Genomic DNA, 17,726 nt, shown 5'->3' with positions numbered 1-17,726 from the left:
GTCTTCCCCACGGCAGCCCCCGACCCCCCGCTGGGCGTGGCATCGCCGCCCTTCGCCGCCCATGACGTCCACCTGCCGGACGGCAGCCTGCTGGTCCTCTACACCGACGGCCTGGTCGAGGTCCCCGGCCAGGACATCGAGGACGGCATGACCCGCCTGACCCGGACCCTGACCACGGCCCTGCGCGAGACCGCGGAGCCGGAGTCGCTGTGCGACACGGTGACGCGCACCCTGCTCCCCGCCGACCGCTCCCTCCCCGACGACACCGCCCTCCTGATCGCCCGCACCCACGCCCTCCACCCGGACGCCGTCGCGGTCTGGCCCCTCCCGGAGGACCCGGTCGCCGCGTCCCGGGCCCGTCGGCACATCCGCGACCAACTGGCCGCCTGGGACCTGGGGGAGCTGGAGACCACGACCGCACTGATCGCCAGCGAACTGGTCGGCAACGTCATCCGCCACGCCACCGGCCCCGTGGCCCTGCGCCTGCTGCGCAGCCGCACCCTGATCTGCGAAGTCTCCGACGGCAGCCTCACCACCCCCCACATCCGCCACCCCTCCACCCTCGACGAAAGCGGCCGCGGCCTCCAACTGATCGCCGCCGTGTCCCAACGCTGGGGCACCCGCTACACGACAACCGGCAAACACATCTGGACCGAACAGCCCATCCCCGGCTAGCCCCCGAAGTGGCGTGCCGTGGCTGCTCGGCGAGGACAGGGACGCATCGGAGCCCGGCCCGATGAGCCGCTGAACCCGGATCCGGTGCGCGACAACGGAACAGAGCCCGGAAACACCGATCCCGGGATCGCGGCCGTGGGACTTGCCGAACGGCAGGCGCGCGACCAGCGGTTGCGGGTGCGTACCACCTGCTGCCGATCGCCTCCGGCACACGGGGGCCGTTCCGGACGCCCTGGGCCGACCGCTCCGCCACTCGCCCCGCGGAACGAGACACGCTCGTCCGCAGGGCCGGGGCCGGTGTGCCGCCGGGTCAGCTCGTCGCGCGGACGGCGTCGAGGATCAGGCCGGCGACCTGCTTCGGCCGGGAGACGGCGACGGCGTGCGAGGCGCCGTCGAGTTCGAGGACGGTGGCCCCGGCCCGCTCCGCCCCGAAGCGCTGCACCTCGGGGTCGATCGCCCGGTCCGCTCCGGCCACGAGCGCCCAGGAGGGTTTGGTCCGCCACGAGGCCGCGGCGGCCGGCTCGGTGAAGGCCGCGGCGGCGAGCGGGCGCTGGGCCACCGCCAGGACCGCGGTGACGTCCGTGGGCACATCGGCGGCGAAGATCGAGGGGAAGGCGTCCTGGGCGATGGTCACCTCGACGGCGGGGTCGGCACCGGCGACCGGGTACGTCCACTGCTTCAGGCTGCTCGCCAGCGGGGAGTCGGGGAAGCGGCCCTGCAACTCGCCGAGGCTCTCGCCCTCTTCGAGGACGTAGGCCGCGACGTAGACGAGGCCGACGACGTTGTCCGTGGTGCCGGCGACGGTGATGAGCGCACCGCCGTAGGAGTGCCCGACCAGCACGACGGGCCCGTCGATCTGGGCGGCCACGGAGGCGACGTACGCGGCGTCGGAGGCCAGTCCGCGCAGCGGGTTCGGCGGAGCCATCGCGGGAACGCCCTGGCTCTGCAGCTCGGCGATGACCCCCGCCCAGCTGGCCGCGTCGGCGAAGGCACCATGGACGAGGACGACGGTGGGGATGGCGGCGGAAGGGGCGGCGGAGGTCGTCATGACCGGGTTCTCCTCGGTGTCGGCGGTGTACGGGGCGGCGTGTCGGCGCTCCGCACACCGCCGCACGCCACGCTAGGGCCCCGGGATGGAGGTGCCTTGACGGCGAGCGCACCACCGCTGTCCTCACCGGGCACGCCGGAATTCCGGGCTTTGCGATGCGGCCCGGGCGTGCCATTCCGTGGGGGACATGCCGTAGGCGTCCCGGAAGGCACGGCTGAAGTGCGAGGGGCTGCTGAAGCCCCAGCGGTGCGCCACCGCGGCCACGGCGATCGTCCGGTTCGCCGTCCGTCCCAGCTCTTGCCGGCAGGCTTCGAGCCTGCGCCGCCGCACCCACCGGCTCACCGTGGTGCCGTCGTTCTGGAAGAGCTTGTGCAGGTAGCGGACGGAAATGCGGTGCGCGCGGGCGATCGATTCCGGTGACAGGTCCGGGTCCGTCAGATGCTCGTCGATGAACGTCCGGATCCGGGCCAGCGTCTCGGTGCCGGCCGTCGACGTGTCCGTTGTCCGCTCCGCCGCCTCCTCTTCCGTCTCCGCGAGGCGAAGCTCCATGACGAGGGTGGCGAGGAGATCCACGAGACTGCGGACGAGCCGGTCGCCGATCCCGGGTCGGCGGAACTCCGCCTCGGTGGCGAGCACGGACAGCAGGCCCGACACCAGGGCGCCCAGGCCCTCGCCGCCCCGCACGGGCACCCCCACGACGCGGTCGAGGTCTGCCTCCGGCACGCCGACGTAGCAGCGGGGCAGGCGGAAAAGCGTCATCCGGCAGTCGTCGCCGGGCCGCAGGACGTGACGCCGGGCCGGATCACAGAAGACCAGGTCACCCGGCTCCAGGAAAACCTCGGACCCGTCGCGGAGAATCCCCAGCGACCCACGGACGTGCAGGCCCAGATACAGATGCTGGTCGTTCTCCTCGTCCGGCATCCGGGAAACGATCCGGAGGTACCCGGAACCCGCGGGTTGCGGGGTATCGGATCCACGGGGAACGGTCGCCGGCGCAAGAGCCTGGGCGCTCATGTGCGACCGTGCCGGAGGCGGAGCGGAATCGCCGGCACCGCCCGCCGTGGGGGCGGGAAAGGCCCGGGCGGCCGGGCGAGGAGCGTGCCGGCTCGCAGGGACCATCCGGACCAGCGGGTCCTTGATTTCCACGGCCCGGCCGAAGTCCTCCGCGAGTTCGTCGGCGAGTGCCGGGAGTGCCTCACCGCCGGGGCGGGCCCGCGGGAGCCGTTCGGTCATCGGAGCACTCCCCTCAGGCATGCGGCGCCGGCCCGTGGGCGTCGCGCCACTCGCTGGGCGACATCCCGTAGGCGGACCGGAAGGCCCGGCTGAAGTGGGCGGCGCTGGCGAAACCCCACCGGTGCGCCACCGCGGCGATGGTGAGGCCCGTGGCCCTCCGGTGAGACAGGTCCCGCAGGCACGCTTCCAGGCGGCGGCTCTGGATCCACCGGCTGACCGTGGCGTCCTCGCCCTCGAAAAGCTTGTGCAGGTACCGCACGGAGATGTGGTGGGCCTGGGCGACGGTGCGCGGGGTCAGGTCCGGATCCGCGAGGTGGCGGCCGATGAAGGCCCGGATCCGCAGCAGCATCGCCGCGTCGCCGCTCGGCGTCCCCGCGGAGGTCCTGCCGAGTCGCTCATCGGCCAGGACGGTCAGCAGGTCCACGACGTTGCGGCCGATCACCTCGCCGGTGTGCGGGCGGTACGTTCCCGCGGTGTCCGCGAGCCGTGTCAGGAAGGTGGCCAGCAGCCCGCCGAGTGCCGTGCCGCGGCGGAGGGGGGACGCGGTGATCTGCCGCAGGTCCGACTCGCTCAGGCCCAGCATCTGCCGGGGCAGGACGAGGGACTTCGTCCGGAACGGCTCCGGCAGGGTCAGGCGGACGGGGCGCGCCATGTCGTAGACGAAGACATCCCCCGGCCGCAGGGCCACGTCGCGGCCGTCCTGCTGGAGCCGGGCGACCCCGTGGCTCAGCAGCTTCACGACCACGTACGCGTCCTCGTCACCGCGGGCGATGAGCCGCCGGGTGCGCACGGCCCGCAGGGGGTCCCCGTCCACCGTGATGACCCGGAGCCGCCCGAGCGCGGCCGTGCGGATCGTGCCGGAGCGCACCTCCGCGGGGACGGCCATGTCCACCGCGCCGAACGTCCGGGACAACGCCTCGCGCCAGGACGCCCGCCGCCGGTGGGCGGGCACCGAGGCGGTGGTGAAGACGGTGCCGGGAACGCCTCCTTCCTCGGATCTCTCCTCGCGTATTTCCTCACGTACGCCCTCGCGCACCGGTGTCACTGGCGTCATGACCTCCGCCTTCCGACAGCTTTGCGCCCATCGTGGCGGTCCGCCGCCGCCCGCGCATCGCACGGATCGTCGGGCCGGGCGGCCCCGTCGTGGGATACCGCGCGGTCACTCTCCGCGGTCGCGGGTCATCGCCTCGCGGGCCAGCTCCACGCGCGAGGTGATGCCGAGCTTGGTGAAGGCACGCCGCAGGTGTGAGCTCACCGTGTGCGGCGAGAGGGCGAGGCGGTCCGCGACCTGCCGATTCGTAAGACCCTGCGCCACGAGCCGCACCACCCCCACCTCCGAGACGGTCAGCTCCGGCCACCCCGGCACGGCCCGCGTGGAGGCGGGCCGCCGCCGGACTCCCGCGGCCCGCAGGCGGCGGCGCACCCGCGCGGCGTCCCGCTCGGCGCCCGCCTCCGTGTAGAGGGCGAGCGCCGCGTCGAGGTGCGGCACGGCCTCGAAGGCCCGGACACCGACCAGCGCGCGTCCGGCGTCCTCCAGGGCGGACGCCCGGGCGAGGAGCCGGGGGGAGCCCTCGTACCGGCGGACCGCGCGCAGGAGGTGATCGAGGTCGTTGTCGAGGAGCCCCCGGGCGTGCGCGGCCACGGCTGCCAGGACCGGGAACCCGGGGTTGAGCCGGGCGCGGCGCTCCGCCACGGCGACCGCCCGTGCGGCGTGTTCATGCGCACCGGCCCGTAGTGCCATGCGGACCAGGACGGGCGCGTCGGCGGGATCGTCCGGGACGGCGAGTGCGGGTCGCTCCTCCTGGAGCGCCACCACCGCCTCGTCGAGTGCCGCCACGGCCTCGGCCGACCGGCCCTCGGAGTCCGCCACCAGGGCCGCCAGCCAGGACCCCACGCCGCGGACGAGCGGCGCGTCGTCGCTCAGCATCCGCTTCGCCTCGCCCGCGTAGGCCCGCACCGCCTCCTGGTCGCCCGTGTGGAGGGCGACGCGCACCAGCGTGTACAGGAGCGTCGTGTCCGCGAAGTTGCTCATGCCGAGTTCGTCGGCCATCGCCCACGCGGCTTCCGCCTCGGCCCGGGCGTCCGCCAGCCGCCCCGCGTCCAGGAGCACGCGCGAGCGGTTCATCAGCCACAGCTGCATGGCCGCGGCCTGCCCCTGCTGCCGGGCGTCCCGAAGGCCGGCCCCGGATTCCGCGAGCGCCTCGGAAGACCGGCCCGCCGCGTTGAGCAGGAAGCTCTTCCAGAGGGCCTCCGGCACCCACAGCGAGGGAGCGATGCCGAGGCCGGCGGCCAGGGCCACGGCCCCGTCCGCCAGTTCGAACGCCGCGTCCCAGTCCATCCAATAGAACCGCACGATCGAGTGGACCACGGTAGCGGTGGCCTCGGCGGCCCGGTCCCGCGCCCCGGCGGCGGCCTGAAGGGCCTCCGTCGCGACGCGGGCAGCCGCCGCCATGTCGCCCACCATCCACAGGTTGAGGCATTCCAGGGCCAGCAGTCGGGCACGCAGCGTGGCGGGGATGCCGGGCAGCGCCGCCCCGGCGCGGGCCTGCCGGACCGCCTCCGTGAAGTCCGACTGGCTGGACAGCCGGGCCAGGCCGAGCCGCACCCGTGCCTCGTCCTCGGGCCGCATGCCGCCGGGCAGGACCGAGGAACCCAGCGCACGGGCGCGCTCGCCCTGGCCGGCCTGCCACAGCAGGGAAACCGTCTCGGCGACGATGGCCGGCCGTTCCGGGGCATCCTCGGCGGTGAGTTCCAGGGCGCGGCCACTGAGGTCGGCCGCCGGTGCGGGCGCGGTGGCCGCGAGTTCCGCCGCGGCGGCGCGCAACTGCTCGACGGCCCGGCGGTCACCGGGCTCCGCGCTGTCCGACAGCAGCGTGGCGGTCTCGACCACGGGCGCGCCGCGGGCCAGCAGCACGTCGGCGGCGTGGCGGCGCAGGGCCCGCCGTACGGAGACGGGCAGGCCCGCTTCGACCGCCTCGCGGATCAGGTCGTGGCGGAAGCACAGCCGGCCGTCGCGTTCGACGAGCAGATCGGCGTCGAGGGATTCTCCCACCGGGGTGATCAGCGCGGCCACCGGTCTGCCGAGCAGCACGGCCAGCAGATCCACGGTGACCGAGCGGCCCACGGCGGACGCGGCCTGCACGACCTCGCGGGCCGGTTCGGACAGAAGCTCGATGCGGCGCCCGACGGAGGTCAGCAGGCGGGCGGGGATGGCTCCGCCCGTCAGCCGGGCCACGCCGTTCTCGGTGATCACCGACTTCTCGTCGCGCAGCCCGCCGAGCAGCTCCGCCAGCAGCAGCGGCACGCCCTCCGCACGCCGGGCGGCCCGCAGGACCCCCGGATCGGGTGCCGCGCCCAGGATGTCCTCGGTGATCTGCGCGACCGCCTCGTCCGGGAGGGGCCCGAGCCGCAGCTCATACGCGCCCTCCTCCCGCAGCCGGTCCAGCGTCGCGCGCACGGTGGAGGCCCGGGTCCCGCTGCGGACGGCCACCAGCCACAGGATCGCGTGCGACGCCAGCCTGGCCGAGAGGGTGCGCACGGCGAGCAGCGTCAGGTCGTCGCACCACTGGACGTCGTCGAGGACGACGAGCAGCGGCGTGTGCAGCGCCGTTTGCTCCAGCCGGTCCTGAAGCTCCTGCAGCAGCCAGAAGCGCTGGTCGGGCACCGCGGCGAGATCCCGCAGTTGCGCCGCGTCGAGCAGGGATTCGGAGCCCGAGAGCAGGCCGTCCAGCAGCGGGCCGAGCGGCACGAACTGCTTGTCGGGATCCGCGCCCCCGCGGAACGCCCGGAAGCCCCGCCGCACCGCGGCGGCGTAAGCCTCCGTCAGGAGCCGGGTCTTGCCGCTTCCGGGAGCCCCCTCGACATACATGAGCCCGCCGTGGCCACGGGCCAGGGCGTCGAGCCGCGCGTCGATGGCGGCCAGCTCCGCTTCCCGGCCACGCACCGGCGCCCGCGCGGCACCGGCTATGCCGGGTGAGGGTCGCTTCGTCGACCGGTACACGTGCCATCCCCAGAGAAATGTGGCCGCACCGGAAGCAACGGTGCAGACGTGCGGCACGGAGAATCCGTGCAGAGCATTCCACATTCCCGCCCCGGACGCGCGTGTGCGTCCCATCACCGCTCAGTCGAAGCGGAGGTCGGAGAGGCGCCGCTCCAGCGCGCTGACGTCGTCCTCGGGTGCCGCGTCGGCCGGGCGGGCGGCCATGAGGGCCGCGAGCTCGCCGCCCGCCCTTCCGATGCGCGCGGGCAGTCCCTCGGTGTACGCGTCGCCGCCCGATCCCCAGTCCCCGGAAGCCGCGTACACCGCGGTGGGGACGGTGACGGCGCGCAGGTGGGCGAAGAGCGGGCGCAGGGCGTGCTCCAGGACCAGGGAGTGGCGGGCCGTGCCGCCCGTCGCCGCGACGAGGACCGGCTTCCCGGCGAGGGCGTCCGGGTCGATCAGGTCGAAGAAGGACTTGAACAGCCCGCTGAAGGAGGCGGTGAACACCGGGGTCACGGCGATCAGACCGCCGGCGCCCGTCACCGCGTCGATCGCGGCGGCCAGGGGCGGCGGCGGGAATCCGGTGACGAGGTTGTTGGCGATGGCGACGGCCAGCCCGCGCAACTCGACCACGTCGGTCTCCACGTCGTGGCCCAGGGCGGCGAGCTCACCGCGGACCGACTCGGCGAGCCGGTCCGCGAGCAGGCGGGTGGCGGACGGGGTGCTCAGCCCCGCGGACACGGCCACCAGCTTCATGCGGTCTCGCCGCCCTTCGGGAAGGCGGCGGCGACCCGCGCGGCGTGCGTCGGGGCGTCCGGCACGCCGGCCGGGCGGCCGTTCGCGAACTCCTTGCGCAGGACGGGCACCACCTCCTCGCCGAGCATGTCGAGCTGTTCCAGGACGGTCCTCAGGGGCAGGCCCGCGTGGTCCATCAGGAAGAGCTGCCGCTGGTAGTCGCCCACCGTCCGGCGGAAGGACAGGGTCCGCTCGATGACCTGCTGGGGAGAGCCGACCGTCAGCGGGGTCTGCTCGGTGAACTCCTCCAGGGACGGTCCGTGCCCGTAGACCGGGGCGTTGTCGAAGTAGGGGCGGAACTCCCGGACGGCGTCCTGCGACTTCCGCCGCATGAAAACCTGTCCGCCGAGACCGACGATGGCGTCCTCCGGCCGGCCGTGACCGTGGTGGGCGTACCGCTGCCGGTACAGCTGGACCATGCGGCTCGTGTGCTCGGCCGGCCAGAAGATGTTGTTGTGGAAGAAGCCGTCTCCGTAGAAGGCCGCCTGCTCGGCGATCTCCGGTGAGCGGATCGAGCCGTGCCAGACGAACGGCGGCACGCCGTCCAGCGGGCGGGGCGTCGCGGTGAACGCCTGCAGGGGTGTGCGGAACGTCCCCTCCCAGTCCACGACGTCCTCGCGCCACAGCTTGTGCAGCAGCGCGTAGTTCTCCCTGGCCAGCGGGATGCCCTGGCGGATGTCCTGGCCGAACCAGGGATACACCGGGCCGGTGTTGCCACGTCCCAGCATCAGATCGACCCGGCCGTCTGCCAGGTGCTGGAGCATCGCGTAGTCCTCGGCGATCTTCACCGGGTCGTTGGTGGTGATCAGCGTCGTGGCGGTGGACAGGATCAGCTTCTCGGTGCGGGCGGCGATCCAGCCGAGCATCGTGGTCGGGGACGACGGCACGAACGGCGGGTTGTGGTGCTCGCCCGTCGCGAAGACGTCCAGGCCCACCTCCTCCGCCTTGAGCGCGATGGAGACCATCGCCTTGATGCGTTCGTGCTCCGACGGGCCACGGCCATGGTGGGGATCGGGCGTCACATCCCCGACCGTGAAGATGCCGAACTGCATGAGACCCCTCTTCTTCCGGTTCTTCCGGTTCTTCTGGTTCTTCCGGCAGTCGCGTGGGTCCCGAACGGTAGGCGCCCCTGGCGCGGACGTGATGCCCGTGCGCGCACCGGAACGAGCCCCTCAGCGCCCTTCTCCGGTGGTTGCGCGCCGCGTTGTGCACCGCAGGTCAAGCCCCTGTGCACGGGACGCCGGAACGCCGCCCGGAACCCGGCTTAACGTCCCGGTGCGCGGCTTCGACGAGGCGCCGCACCCCCGTCACTCCGGACGAAACAGGCTCACCATGACGCACGACGCTCCTCCCACCCCCGTCCTGGAACCCGCCGCCGCCGCCTTCGCGGAGGCCACCGCCAAGCCTCCGTTCCTCTTCCAGCTGCTCCCGTCCGAGGGGCGCGCGGCCGTCGACGACGTGCAGTCCGGCCCCATCGACAAGCCGGCCGTCGACGAGGAGTGGATCACCGTCCCCGGCGGACCCACCGGCGAGGTCAGGGCACGCGTCGTCAAGCCCGCCGGCAGCACCGGCGCACTACCCGTCGTCGTCTACATCCACGGTGCCGGCTGGGTGTTCGGCAACGCGCACACGCACGACCGGCTGGTGCGCGAACTCGCCGTCGGCGCGGGAGCCGCGGTGGTCTTCCCCGAGTACGACCTGTCGCCCGAACACCGCTACCCGGTGGCCATCGAGCAGAACTGGACGGTCGCCCGCTGGGTCGTCACCGACGGTGCCGCCGCCGGCCTGGACGGCACCCGGGTCGCGGTCGCCGGCGACTCGGTCGGCGGCAACATGAGCGCGGCGCTCACCCTGATGGCCAAGGAGCGCGGCGGCCTGCCGCTGCTCCAGCAGGTGCTCTTCTACCCGGTCACCGACGCCTCGTTCGACAGCGGCTCCTACCACCAGTTCGCCGAGGGCTACTTCCTGCGGCGGGACGCCATGCGGTGGTTCTGGGACCAGTACACGACCGACGAGGCGCAGCGGGCGGAGATCACCGCCTCGCCGCTGCGCGCCACCACCGAGCAACTCGCCGGCCTGCCGCCCGCCCTGGTGATCACCGCCGAGGCGGACGTCCTGCGGGACGAGGGCGAGGCGTACGCCAACAAGCTGCGCACCGCCGGGGTCCCGGTCACCGCGGTGCGCTACCAGGGCGTCATCCACGACTTCGTGATGCTCGACGCCCTGCGCGGGACGTACGCGGCCGAGTCCGCCATCGAACTGGCCATCGCCACCCTGCGGCGCGCGCTCGCCACGGGCTGACGGCCGTTCCGGAGGAGACCGCCCCCCATGAACACCAGCGAACGCCCGCCCGCGGCGCCGGAGGCCGCCACCGGCCGCCATTTCGAACCCGACCTGCGGCGGATGACCCGGATCAACCTGCGGCCCATCGCCTCCCCGATGCCGCTGGGCTTCTACACCGTGGCCATCGCCTCCACCATCGTCGGCTGCCTGCAACTCGGGTGGCTGGGCGACGACGCGCACCGGGCGGTCGGGCTGACCATCGCGCCCGCCTTCGTGCTGCAACTCCTGGTCAGCTTCTTCGCCTTCGGGGCCCGGGACGTGCTCGCGGCCACCCTGATGGCCTGTTTCTCCGGCACCTGGCTGGCCAGCGCGCTGGTCCTGGTCACCGATGCGCCGGACGGCGCCCGGGTGCTCGGCGTGCTCAACCTGCTCTTCACGCTCTTCGCCCTGCTGATGGCGAGCGTGGCCCGCCCCAAACGCGCCCTGTGGCTGGTGCTCTGCGTCGCGGTCCCCCGGTTCGCCGCGGCCGCCGCCTACAACCTGACCGACGCGGAGGCACTCGGGCAGGTGTCCGGCGCGCTCGGGCTGCTGCTCGCGGCCGTCGCGATGTACGCCGCGTTCGCCCTGATGCTGGAGGACATGCGGGGCGAGGAGGTGCTGCCGATCGGCCGCAGCGGCCCCGCGCACCGCGCCGTCGAGGGCGACCTGTCGGTGCAACTGCGCAACCTCGAACGCCAGGCGGGCGTGCGCCGGACCCTCTGATCCGCGGCGGCCCGTTCCGCCCGTTCCGCCCCTCTCCCACCCCTCAGCAGCGCGAACAGCGGCGTGCGGCACGCCGCTCGCTCCCCCGGAGGTGAGCACGATGACATCGATGCCGGTCGGCGGCATCACCCCGGCCTCTCCGCCACCCGCGGCGGCGGACCTCGTCCTCCGCAACGCCCGGATCCACACCGGCGACCCCCGGCGGCCCGCGGCCTCGGCCCTCGCCGTCCGGGACGGCCGGATCGTCGCCCTCGGCGACGACCAGGACGTCGCCGGATGCGTCGGCACCCGCACGCGCGTCGCCGACGCGCTCGGCCGACGCGTCATCCCCGGCCTCAACGACTCCCACCTGCACGTCATCCGGGGCGGCCTCAACTACGTGCTGGAGCTGCGCTGGGACGGCGTGCCGTCCCTCGCGCAGGCCCTCGCCATGCTGCGCGAGCAGGCCGGACGCACGCCCAGGGGGCAGTGGATCCGGGTGGTCGGCGGCTGGACCGCGGAGCAGTTCGCGGAGCGCCGGATGCCCACCGCGGCGGAGCTGACCGCCGCCGCGCCCGACACCCCCGTTTTCGTCCTGCACCTCTACCAGTCCGCCATCCTCAACCGCGCCGCGGTCCGCGCCGCGGGCTTCACCCGGGACACCCCGGACCCGCGCGGCGGGCAGATCGTCCGGGGCCGCGACGGGGAGCCCACCGGCGTTCTCCTCGCCGCCCCGAGCGCGCTGATCCTCTACTCCACGCTCGCGGCGGCACCCACCCTGGACGACGCCGACAAGAAGATCTCGACGCGGCACTTCCTGCGCGAGCTGAACCGATTCGGCCTGACGTCGGCCGTGGACGCCGCCGGCGGGTTCCAGAACTTCCCGGACAACTACCGGACGGTGACCGAGCTGGCGCGCGACGGCGAGCTGTCGCTGCGCATCGCCTACCACCTCTTCCCGCAGACCGCGGGCCAGGAACTCGCCGACCTGAGGCGCTGGATCGAGACGGTCCGGCCCGGCGACGGTGACGAGTGGCTCCGGCTCAACGGCGCCGGCGAGAACCTCACCTGGGCCGCCGCCGACTTCGAGAACTTCTCCGAACCCCGACCCGAGCTGGCCTCCGGCTACGAGGCGGAGTTCGAGAAGGCCGTCCGGCTGCTGATGGAGCACGGCTGGGGGTTCCGGCTGCACGCCACCTACGACCAGACGATCCGCCGCGACCTCGCCGTCTTCGAGCGGCTGGCCGCGGAGGGACTGTTCCCCGCCGGGAACCGGTGGCTCTTCGACCACGCCGAAACGGTGTCGCCGCACAGCCTGGAACGCATCGCCGCGCTCGGCGGGTCCATCAGCGTGCAGAATCGCATGTCCTTCCAGGGCCGGGCGTTCGTGGACCGGTACGGCGCCGGCGCCGCCGCCCACACCCCGCCGGTCCGGGAGATGCTGGAGCTCGGACTCCCCGTCGCCGCGGGCACCGACGCCACCCGCGTCTCCTCCTACAACCCCTGGGTCGCCCTGCACTGGCTGGTCACGGGCCGCACCGTCGGAGACCTGCGCCTGTACCCGCCGGACCGGCTCATCCCGCGCGCCACCGCGCTGGACATGTACACCAGGGCGGGCGCCCGCCTGACCGGCGAGGAGAACGTCAAGGGCATGCTCCGGGAAGGGTATTTCGGCGACTTCGCGGTGCTGTCCGACGACTACTTCTCCGTGCCGGGCCCCGACATCCCGCACATCGAGTCGCTGCTGACCGTCGTCGGCGGGCACATCGTCTACGCGGCCGGCGAGTTCGAAGGGCTCGACGAGGCCGTGCCGCCGTTGCGCCCGGAGTGGAGCCCGGTCGCCCGGTTCGGCGGCTACCACGCCACCCCGCCGCCGGGGCTCAGCGGCGCGCGGCAGGCGGACCTGCTGACCGAGGCCGTCGCCGCGTCGGAACAGCACCGCCAGTGGCGCCTGGCGCACGAGCCGGCGCCCGAGCGGACGGCGGAGGTCTTCGACCCCTGCTTCGTCCTGTAGGGGTCCGCCCGGCGCGGTCCGCCCGGCGCGCGTCGCCGGTACCCCTGTCCCTCTTCTCCCGGCCTTCGTCTCCCGCATTCCCGCGGAATCCCTGCCCCGAAAGGACCGTCATGGTCGAGTTCACGAACGTTCACGCGGCCCCCGGCCCCGACCTGCTGACGCCCGAGAACGCGATGATGCTCTTCGTCGACCACCAGCCGCAGATGTTCTTCGGCGCCGCCAGCGCCGACCGCGCCGGAGTCATCAACGCAACCGTCGGCCTGGCCAAGGCCGCCCGGGTCTTCGACGTCCCGGTGGTGCTCTCCACCGTGGCCGCCGAGTCGTTCTCCGGGCCGATCCTGCCGCAGCTCCGGGACGTCTTCCCCAAGCACGAGATCGTGGACCGGACCACGATGAACGCCTGGGAGGACCCGGCCCTCGTCGATGCGGTGAAGGCCACCGGCCGGAGCAAGATCGTCCTGTCCGGTCTGTGGACCGAGGTGTGTCTGGTGCTCCCCGCCCTGTCCGCCCTGGTCCAGGGCTACGAGGTCTACGTGGTCGCCGACGCGTCCGCGGGCGTCACGCCCGCCGCCCATGAGCACGCCATGCAGCGGATGACGGCGGCCGGCGCGGTCCCTGTCACCTGGCTGCAGGTGCTGCTGGAGCTCCAGCGCGACTGGGCGCGCGGCGAGACCTACGCGCAGACCCTGGACGTGGTGAAGGAGCACGGCGGCGCCTACGGCATGGGCGTTGTCTACGCCCAGTCCATGATCGACCCGCACGCCGCCGGCTGACCGCCGGGCACCCTGCGAAGGAGCGTGACGATGGACCTCGGCCTGCTGATCCTGCGCCTGGTCGCGGGACTCCTCATCGCCGGCCACGGCGTGCAGAAGGTCAGCTTCCGGCTCGGCGGCGGCGGGCTGGCGGGCGGAGCGGCGGAGTTCCGCGCGGACGGCTTCCGCGGCGGGGCGTTCACGGCCCTCGCCGCCGGTGGCGGGCAGATCGCCTGCGGCCTGCTGCTGGCCGCCGGTGCCCTCACGCCGCTGGCGGCGGCCGGCGCGGTGGGCGTGATGACCGTCGCGGTCACCGTCAAGTGGCCCCACGGGCTGTGGGTCCAGCGGGACGGCTACGAGTACCCGCTGCTCCTCGTCGTCATCGCCGTGGTGCTGGCCCTCACCGGCCCGGGGCGCTGGTCCGCCGACGAGGTGCTGGACCTGCTGCCGTGGCCGCCGTGGTGGGCCGCCGTCACCACGGTCACCGGCATCGGCAGCGGACTCGCCGTCCGCGCCCTGCTCCACCGTCCCGCGGCGGTCGCCGCCGCGGGACCCAGCACCGGCCCGACCCCCTCCCGGAGTGGATCATGACCCCATCCCTGCCCGCCACGGGCGGCACCCAGCCCCTGCTGCACCAGAAGGGCCACGAGCTGCAACCCTTCGGAACCGTCAAGCAGCTTCCCCTCGGCCTGTCCCACGACACCCGCCTGTACGCCTGCCAGCGGCTGAACGGCGTGCTGGCCGATACCCAGATGCTGCACGCGCTCTACAAGAAGCACCACTGGCTGATGCGCGGCGCCACCTTCTACCCGCTCCACCTGCTGCTCGACAAGCACGCCGGGGAGCAGCTCGCGATCATCGACGCGCTCGCCGAGCGGGTGCAGAGCCTCGGCGGGGTCGCCGTGGCGGACCCGCGGCACGCCGCCGAGATGACCCGCGTCCCGCGCCCGCCGAACGGCGCCGAGGAGGTGCCGGCGATGCTGTCCCGGCTCCTCGAAGCGCACGAGACGATCCTCATCGAGGCGCGCGACGCCGCCGGCCGGGTCGGGGCGCTGGGCGACGACGGCAGCAACGACCTGCTCGTCTCCGAGGTGATCCGCACCGGCGAGGCGCAGGTGTGGTTCCTGGCCGAGCACTTGGTGGACACGCCGCTGATCCACGTGTGACCTGTCCCACCCGCCACCCCATCCGAGGAAGTCACCCATGCCGGCACCTGACCACGCCCCCGCCGCGCGGGACCTCGCGCAGATCGAACGGGCCAACGCCACCGGCCGCACCCCCGTCGTCTTCGTCCACGGCCTGTGGCTGCTGCCCTCGAGCTGGGACCGGTGGGCCGCCGTGTTCGAGGACGCCGGATTCGCCCCGGTCACCCCGGGCTGGCCCGACGACCCGGGAAGCGTCGAAGAGGCCAACGCCCACCCGGAGGTGTTCGCGGGCAAGGGCGTGAAGGATGTCGCGGACCACGTCGCCGGCCTCGTCCAGCGGCTCGACCGGACACCCGTCGTCATCGGCCACTCCTTCGGCGGGCTCATCACGCAGATCCTCGCCGGCCGCGGCCTGTCCCAGGCGTCCGTCGCCATCGACCCGGCTCCCTTCCGCGGTGTCCTGCCGCTGCCACTGTCCTCGCTGCGCGCCGCCCGCCCGGTCCTCGGCAACCCGGCCAACTACGCCCGGGCCGTCCCGCTCACCTACGACCAGTTCCGCTACGCCTTCGCCAACGCGGTGGACGAGGCGGAGGCGAAGGAGCTGTACGCCACCTTTGCCGTCCCCGCCCCGGGCGAACCGCTGTTCCAGGCGGCCGCCGCCAATCTGAACCCGTGGACCGAGGTCAAGGTGGACACCCTGGCCCCCGGCCGCGGGCCGCTGCTGCTCATCTCGGGCGAGAAGGACAACACCGTGCCGTGGGCCCTGACCAACGCCTCGTACAAGAAGCAGGTGCGGAACAAGGACGCCGTGACCGAGATCGTGGAAATCCCGGGCCGCGGCCACTCGTTGACCATCGACAGCGGATGGCGCGAGGTCGCCGACACGGCGCTCGCGTTCGTCCAGCGCTTCGCCGACGAGCAGGACACCTGACCCCGTAGCCGGTGGTGACGCCGGGTGGCCGCCCTTGATCACGATCGAGTGATGGACGGCATCCTCCGGGCTGTCGACGCTGGTCGTCGAGAGCCCGGCGGTCACGGCTCGCCCTCGGAACACGGCGGCACCGTGCGCCAGGTCGTCGTTCCCCCGCGCGTACGGCAGCTGGTCTGTCCGGTCCTCGGCCGTCTTGGCGCGATTCTGGCCACCACTCCGGCTGCGCTGCTCGACGAGGCCCGGACAACGAACAAGCCCCAGGCCGCTGACCTGGGGCTGTGTCGTGGAGCGGGCGACGAGAATCGAACTCGCGCTCTGAGCTTGGGAATCAACGTTCGAATGGGTCGGATGCGGTCTCTGACCTGCGCGAACGTAGTCTCGGCGCGTGCTCCGCGTGCTCTGCCATGTCCGTAGTTGACCGTGGTTTCCCGTCCGTTCTGGCACGCATCTGGCACGGCCACGCGTGGGACGCTTCGACTGATGAAGCCGCGATCTCCGGCTCACATACGGACGGGCGCCGCCCCTCAAGCTTGCAAATAGGCTATAGACTGGGGCAGTTGACGTCTAAGATGGCTCAGTGCACCCTATATCTGACTCGGTCATTAGAGGACTCGACCTACGCGCTGCAATCGAAGCGGAAGCCCAACTCTTTCGCTCTCTTCTCCCCCCGGAACCAGGCTGGGATGGGCTGTCTGGGAAATCGCGGAGATATTCGGCCTGGATCGAAGGTCAGCTAAAGGCTGGTTTCAAGCCTTCACGGGAAGAAGTTGTCGGCTGTAAAAAGATGGGTCCCGGCATACGGCCAGTAGCTATATGGGGGCCCACTGAGCGCGTCATCTATCGAGCGTTAGTTGATCATATCTTGAGTGACGAGAAACCGCTGGTGCGCGACCCTGCAACATATCTAGCTTTCATTTTAGCGCCCCTTAATCATGCTTATGAAACTGTGGGGAGGGAGCTTTTGGTCGTCGATTCTCCTGTGCACTACGTGGTGAAGAGTGACTTCACTGCTTTCTATCAATATGTCGACCACGAGATCCTTGGCCAGGAGCTACTTTCGCTGACCGGAAAACACGAGTCAATCCAAGCCTTGCTTGAGCTTATTCAGGAATGCCAGGGTAGAAGGTTTGGAATACCGCAGCTATTCGACGCTTCTGATCGTTTGTCTGAGGTTTACGCCGATGTTGTCGAACGCGACATGCTCCGTCAAGGGTTTCCGACCTGGAGATTCAACGATGACTTCCGTATTGCCTGCGTCGATTACGCGAATACGCTTGACGCGATAGAAGCGCTGGATCGATCAGCTCGGTCGGTCGGCCTTACGCTCGGGGAGCACAAGACCGTCACGCCCTCGTTTGCTACCTACGCGTTGGAGGTTATGGGGCTTACGGTGTCCGATCAGATCCCAGCTCCAGAGAGATCTGATCCGGAATTTGCGGTCGTTGACTATGTTGAAGACGCTTTGCATGGAGACCCCGAGGAAGCCGAAAAGGTAATAGAGAAAATAGTCGTTAGTCACGAGGGTGCAGAAGTTGACGGTGTCATCAATCTCGCGGACGTGTCGATAGTGGAAATGAAAGAGATACGTCGAGCCCTAAACGGGCTTGCGAGAAGTGAGAGTGACGCTGCTTTTGGGAAACTCCGCATACTCGTCGGATTTTTGCCGGCTCTCATGCCAAACGTCTCCCGTTATCTGATTGCCAGGAACCCTGATCGCCCTGCGGCGGTAGCGGAAGCTTTCAGCGATATATGTGAGCACGTTTCCCTATCGGATTGGCAGAGGGTTTGGATGCTCCATGTATGCAGGGTATGCGAGCTGCTATCCGATTCTTCTGCGGGGTACGAGCAGCGGATCCAATGGGTGATCGATCTTCTGAAGGCCAATAGATCGCCGACACTCAATGCATGGGCGTGCCTGTGTCTAGCAGAGGCTGAGCGGGCTGACGTGGCAGTCATAGATTATCATTTTCGTCGTGCCCCTTCGGCTCTTTCTGGCTGGTACATATCGGCCCTGTCGGCTATGAGTAAGGTTGATTCCAGCGTGGTCGAACGAAAACAATTTAAGGCTATGAAGGCTTCCTTCGAGTTGGCGAAGTTTATATTCTAGGAGGCGCTGTGGCATTCAGGAAG

The 17,726-nt window shown here is 71.5% G+C and carries 15 protein-coding genes; 9 read left to right on the top strand and 6 right to left on the bottom strand.

Annotation, left to right across the window (positions count from 1 at the left end):
• A partial coding sequence (locus tag ACSNOC_RS16290; RefSeq protein WP_436748166.1) for a SpoIIE family protein phosphatase occupies positions 1 to 675 on the top strand: 675 nt, incomplete at its 5' end.
• A 310-nt stretch (positions 676 to 985) separates the two neighbouring features.
• On the opposite strand, the gene ACSNOC_RS16285 is transcribed toward ACSNOC_RS16290, so the two are convergent.
• The 6 genes from ACSNOC_RS16285 to ACSNOC_RS16260 form a co-directional block, all read right to left on the bottom strand.
• Positions 986 to 1,723: an alpha/beta fold hydrolase gene (locus tag ACSNOC_RS16285; RefSeq protein ID WP_436748165.1), complete on the bottom strand. Its 738-nt coding sequence runs from the start codon at positions 1,721 to 1,723 to the stop codon at positions 986 to 988.
• Between the two features lie 123 nt (positions 1,724 to 1,846).
• Entirely contained in the window at positions 1,847 to 2,644 is a 798-nt protein-coding gene (locus ACSNOC_RS16280) for a helix-turn-helix domain-containing protein (RefSeq protein ID WP_436748164.1), read from the bottom strand.
• A 325-nt stretch (positions 2,645 to 2,969) separates the two neighbouring features.
• Positions 2,970 to 4,010: a helix-turn-helix domain-containing protein gene (locus tag ACSNOC_RS16275; RefSeq protein WP_436748163.1), complete on the bottom strand. Its 1,041-nt coding sequence runs from the start codon at positions 4,008 to 4,010 to the stop codon at positions 2,970 to 2,972.
• A 105-nt stretch (positions 4,011 to 4,115) separates the two neighbouring features.
• Complete coding sequence (locus ACSNOC_RS16270; protein WP_436748162.1) at positions 4,116 to 6,956, bottom strand: helix-turn-helix transcriptional regulator; 2,841 nt, start codon at positions 6,954 to 6,956, stop codon at positions 4,116 to 4,118.
• A 120-nt stretch (positions 6,957 to 7,076) separates the two neighbouring features.
• Positions 7,077 to 7,691, bottom strand: coding sequence for an FMN reductase (locus tag ACSNOC_RS16265; protein ID WP_436748161.1), 615 nt, complete (start codon positions 7,689 to 7,691; stop codon positions 7,077 to 7,079).
• Positions 7,688 to 8,782 (bottom strand): LLM class flavin-dependent oxidoreductase, encoded by a 1,095-nt coding sequence (locus tag ACSNOC_RS16260; RefSeq protein ID WP_436748160.1) that lies wholly within the window; start codon positions 8,780 to 8,782, stop codon positions 7,688 to 7,690. The genes ACSNOC_RS16265 and ACSNOC_RS16260 overlap by 4 nt, the downstream gene beginning before the upstream one ends.
• Before the next feature lie 280 nt (positions 8,783 to 9,062).
• Between ACSNOC_RS16260 and ACSNOC_RS16255 the strand changes: the two genes are divergently transcribed.
• The 8 genes from ACSNOC_RS16255 (at position 9,063) to ACSNOC_RS16220 (ending at position 17,703) form a co-directional block, all read left to right on the top strand.
• Positions 9,063 to 10,031: an alpha/beta hydrolase gene (locus ACSNOC_RS16255; protein WP_436748159.1), complete on the top strand. Its 969-nt coding sequence runs from the start codon at positions 9,063 to 9,065 to the stop codon at positions 10,029 to 10,031.
• Between the two features lie 27 nt (positions 10,032 to 10,058).
• The gene (locus tag ACSNOC_RS16250) at positions 10,059 to 10,775 is read left to right on the top strand and encodes a GPR1/FUN34/YaaH family transporter (protein ID WP_436748158.1); all 717 of its coding nucleotides are present in this window, start codon (positions 10,059 to 10,061) and stop codon (positions 10,773 to 10,775) included.
• A 100-nt stretch (positions 10,776 to 10,875) separates the two neighbouring features.
• Positions 10,876 to 12,768: an amidohydrolase gene (locus tag ACSNOC_RS16245; protein ID WP_436748157.1), complete on the top strand. Its 1,893-nt coding sequence runs from the start codon at positions 10,876 to 10,878 to the stop codon at positions 12,766 to 12,768.
• 110 nt (positions 12,769 to 12,878) lie between these two features.
• The gene (locus ACSNOC_RS16240; protein WP_436748156.1) at positions 12,879 to 13,541 is read left to right on the top strand and encodes a hydrolase; all 663 of its coding nucleotides are present in this window, start codon (positions 12,879 to 12,881) and stop codon (positions 13,539 to 13,541) included.
• A gap of 30 nt (positions 13,542 to 13,571) precedes the next feature.
• Complete coding sequence (locus ACSNOC_RS16235) at positions 13,572 to 14,111, top strand: DoxX family protein (protein ID WP_436748155.1); 540 nt, start codon at positions 13,572 to 13,574, stop codon at positions 14,109 to 14,111.
• Complete coding sequence (locus ACSNOC_RS16230; RefSeq protein WP_436748154.1) at positions 14,108 to 14,686, top strand: Dps family protein; 579 nt, start codon at positions 14,108 to 14,110, stop codon at positions 14,684 to 14,686. Before ACSNOC_RS16235 ends, ACSNOC_RS16230 begins: the two co-directional genes overlap by 4 nt.
• A 37-nt stretch (positions 14,687 to 14,723) precedes the next feature.
• Positions 14,724 to 15,596 (top strand): alpha/beta hydrolase, encoded by an 873-nt coding sequence (locus tag ACSNOC_RS16225; protein ID WP_436748153.1) that lies wholly within the window; start codon positions 14,724 to 14,726, stop codon positions 15,594 to 15,596.
• Positions 15,597 to 16,458: 862 nt separating this feature from the next.
• Positions 16,459 to 17,703, top strand: a complete 1,245-nt coding sequence (locus ACSNOC_RS16220) for a hypothetical protein (protein WP_436748152.1) — start codon at positions 16,459 to 16,461, stop codon at positions 17,701 to 17,703.
• The last annotated feature ends 23 nt before the right edge of the window (positions 17,704 to 17,726 follow it).

Origin of the sequence: Streptomyces sp. URMC 129, assembly GCF_051386415.1 — a bacterium.
Taxonomy (GTDB): Bacteria; Actinomycetota; Actinomycetes; order Streptomycetales; family Streptomycetaceae; genus Streptomyces.
Note: the sequence above shows the minus strand (reverse complement) of the source record. Positions and strands in the feature narration are given on the sequence as shown.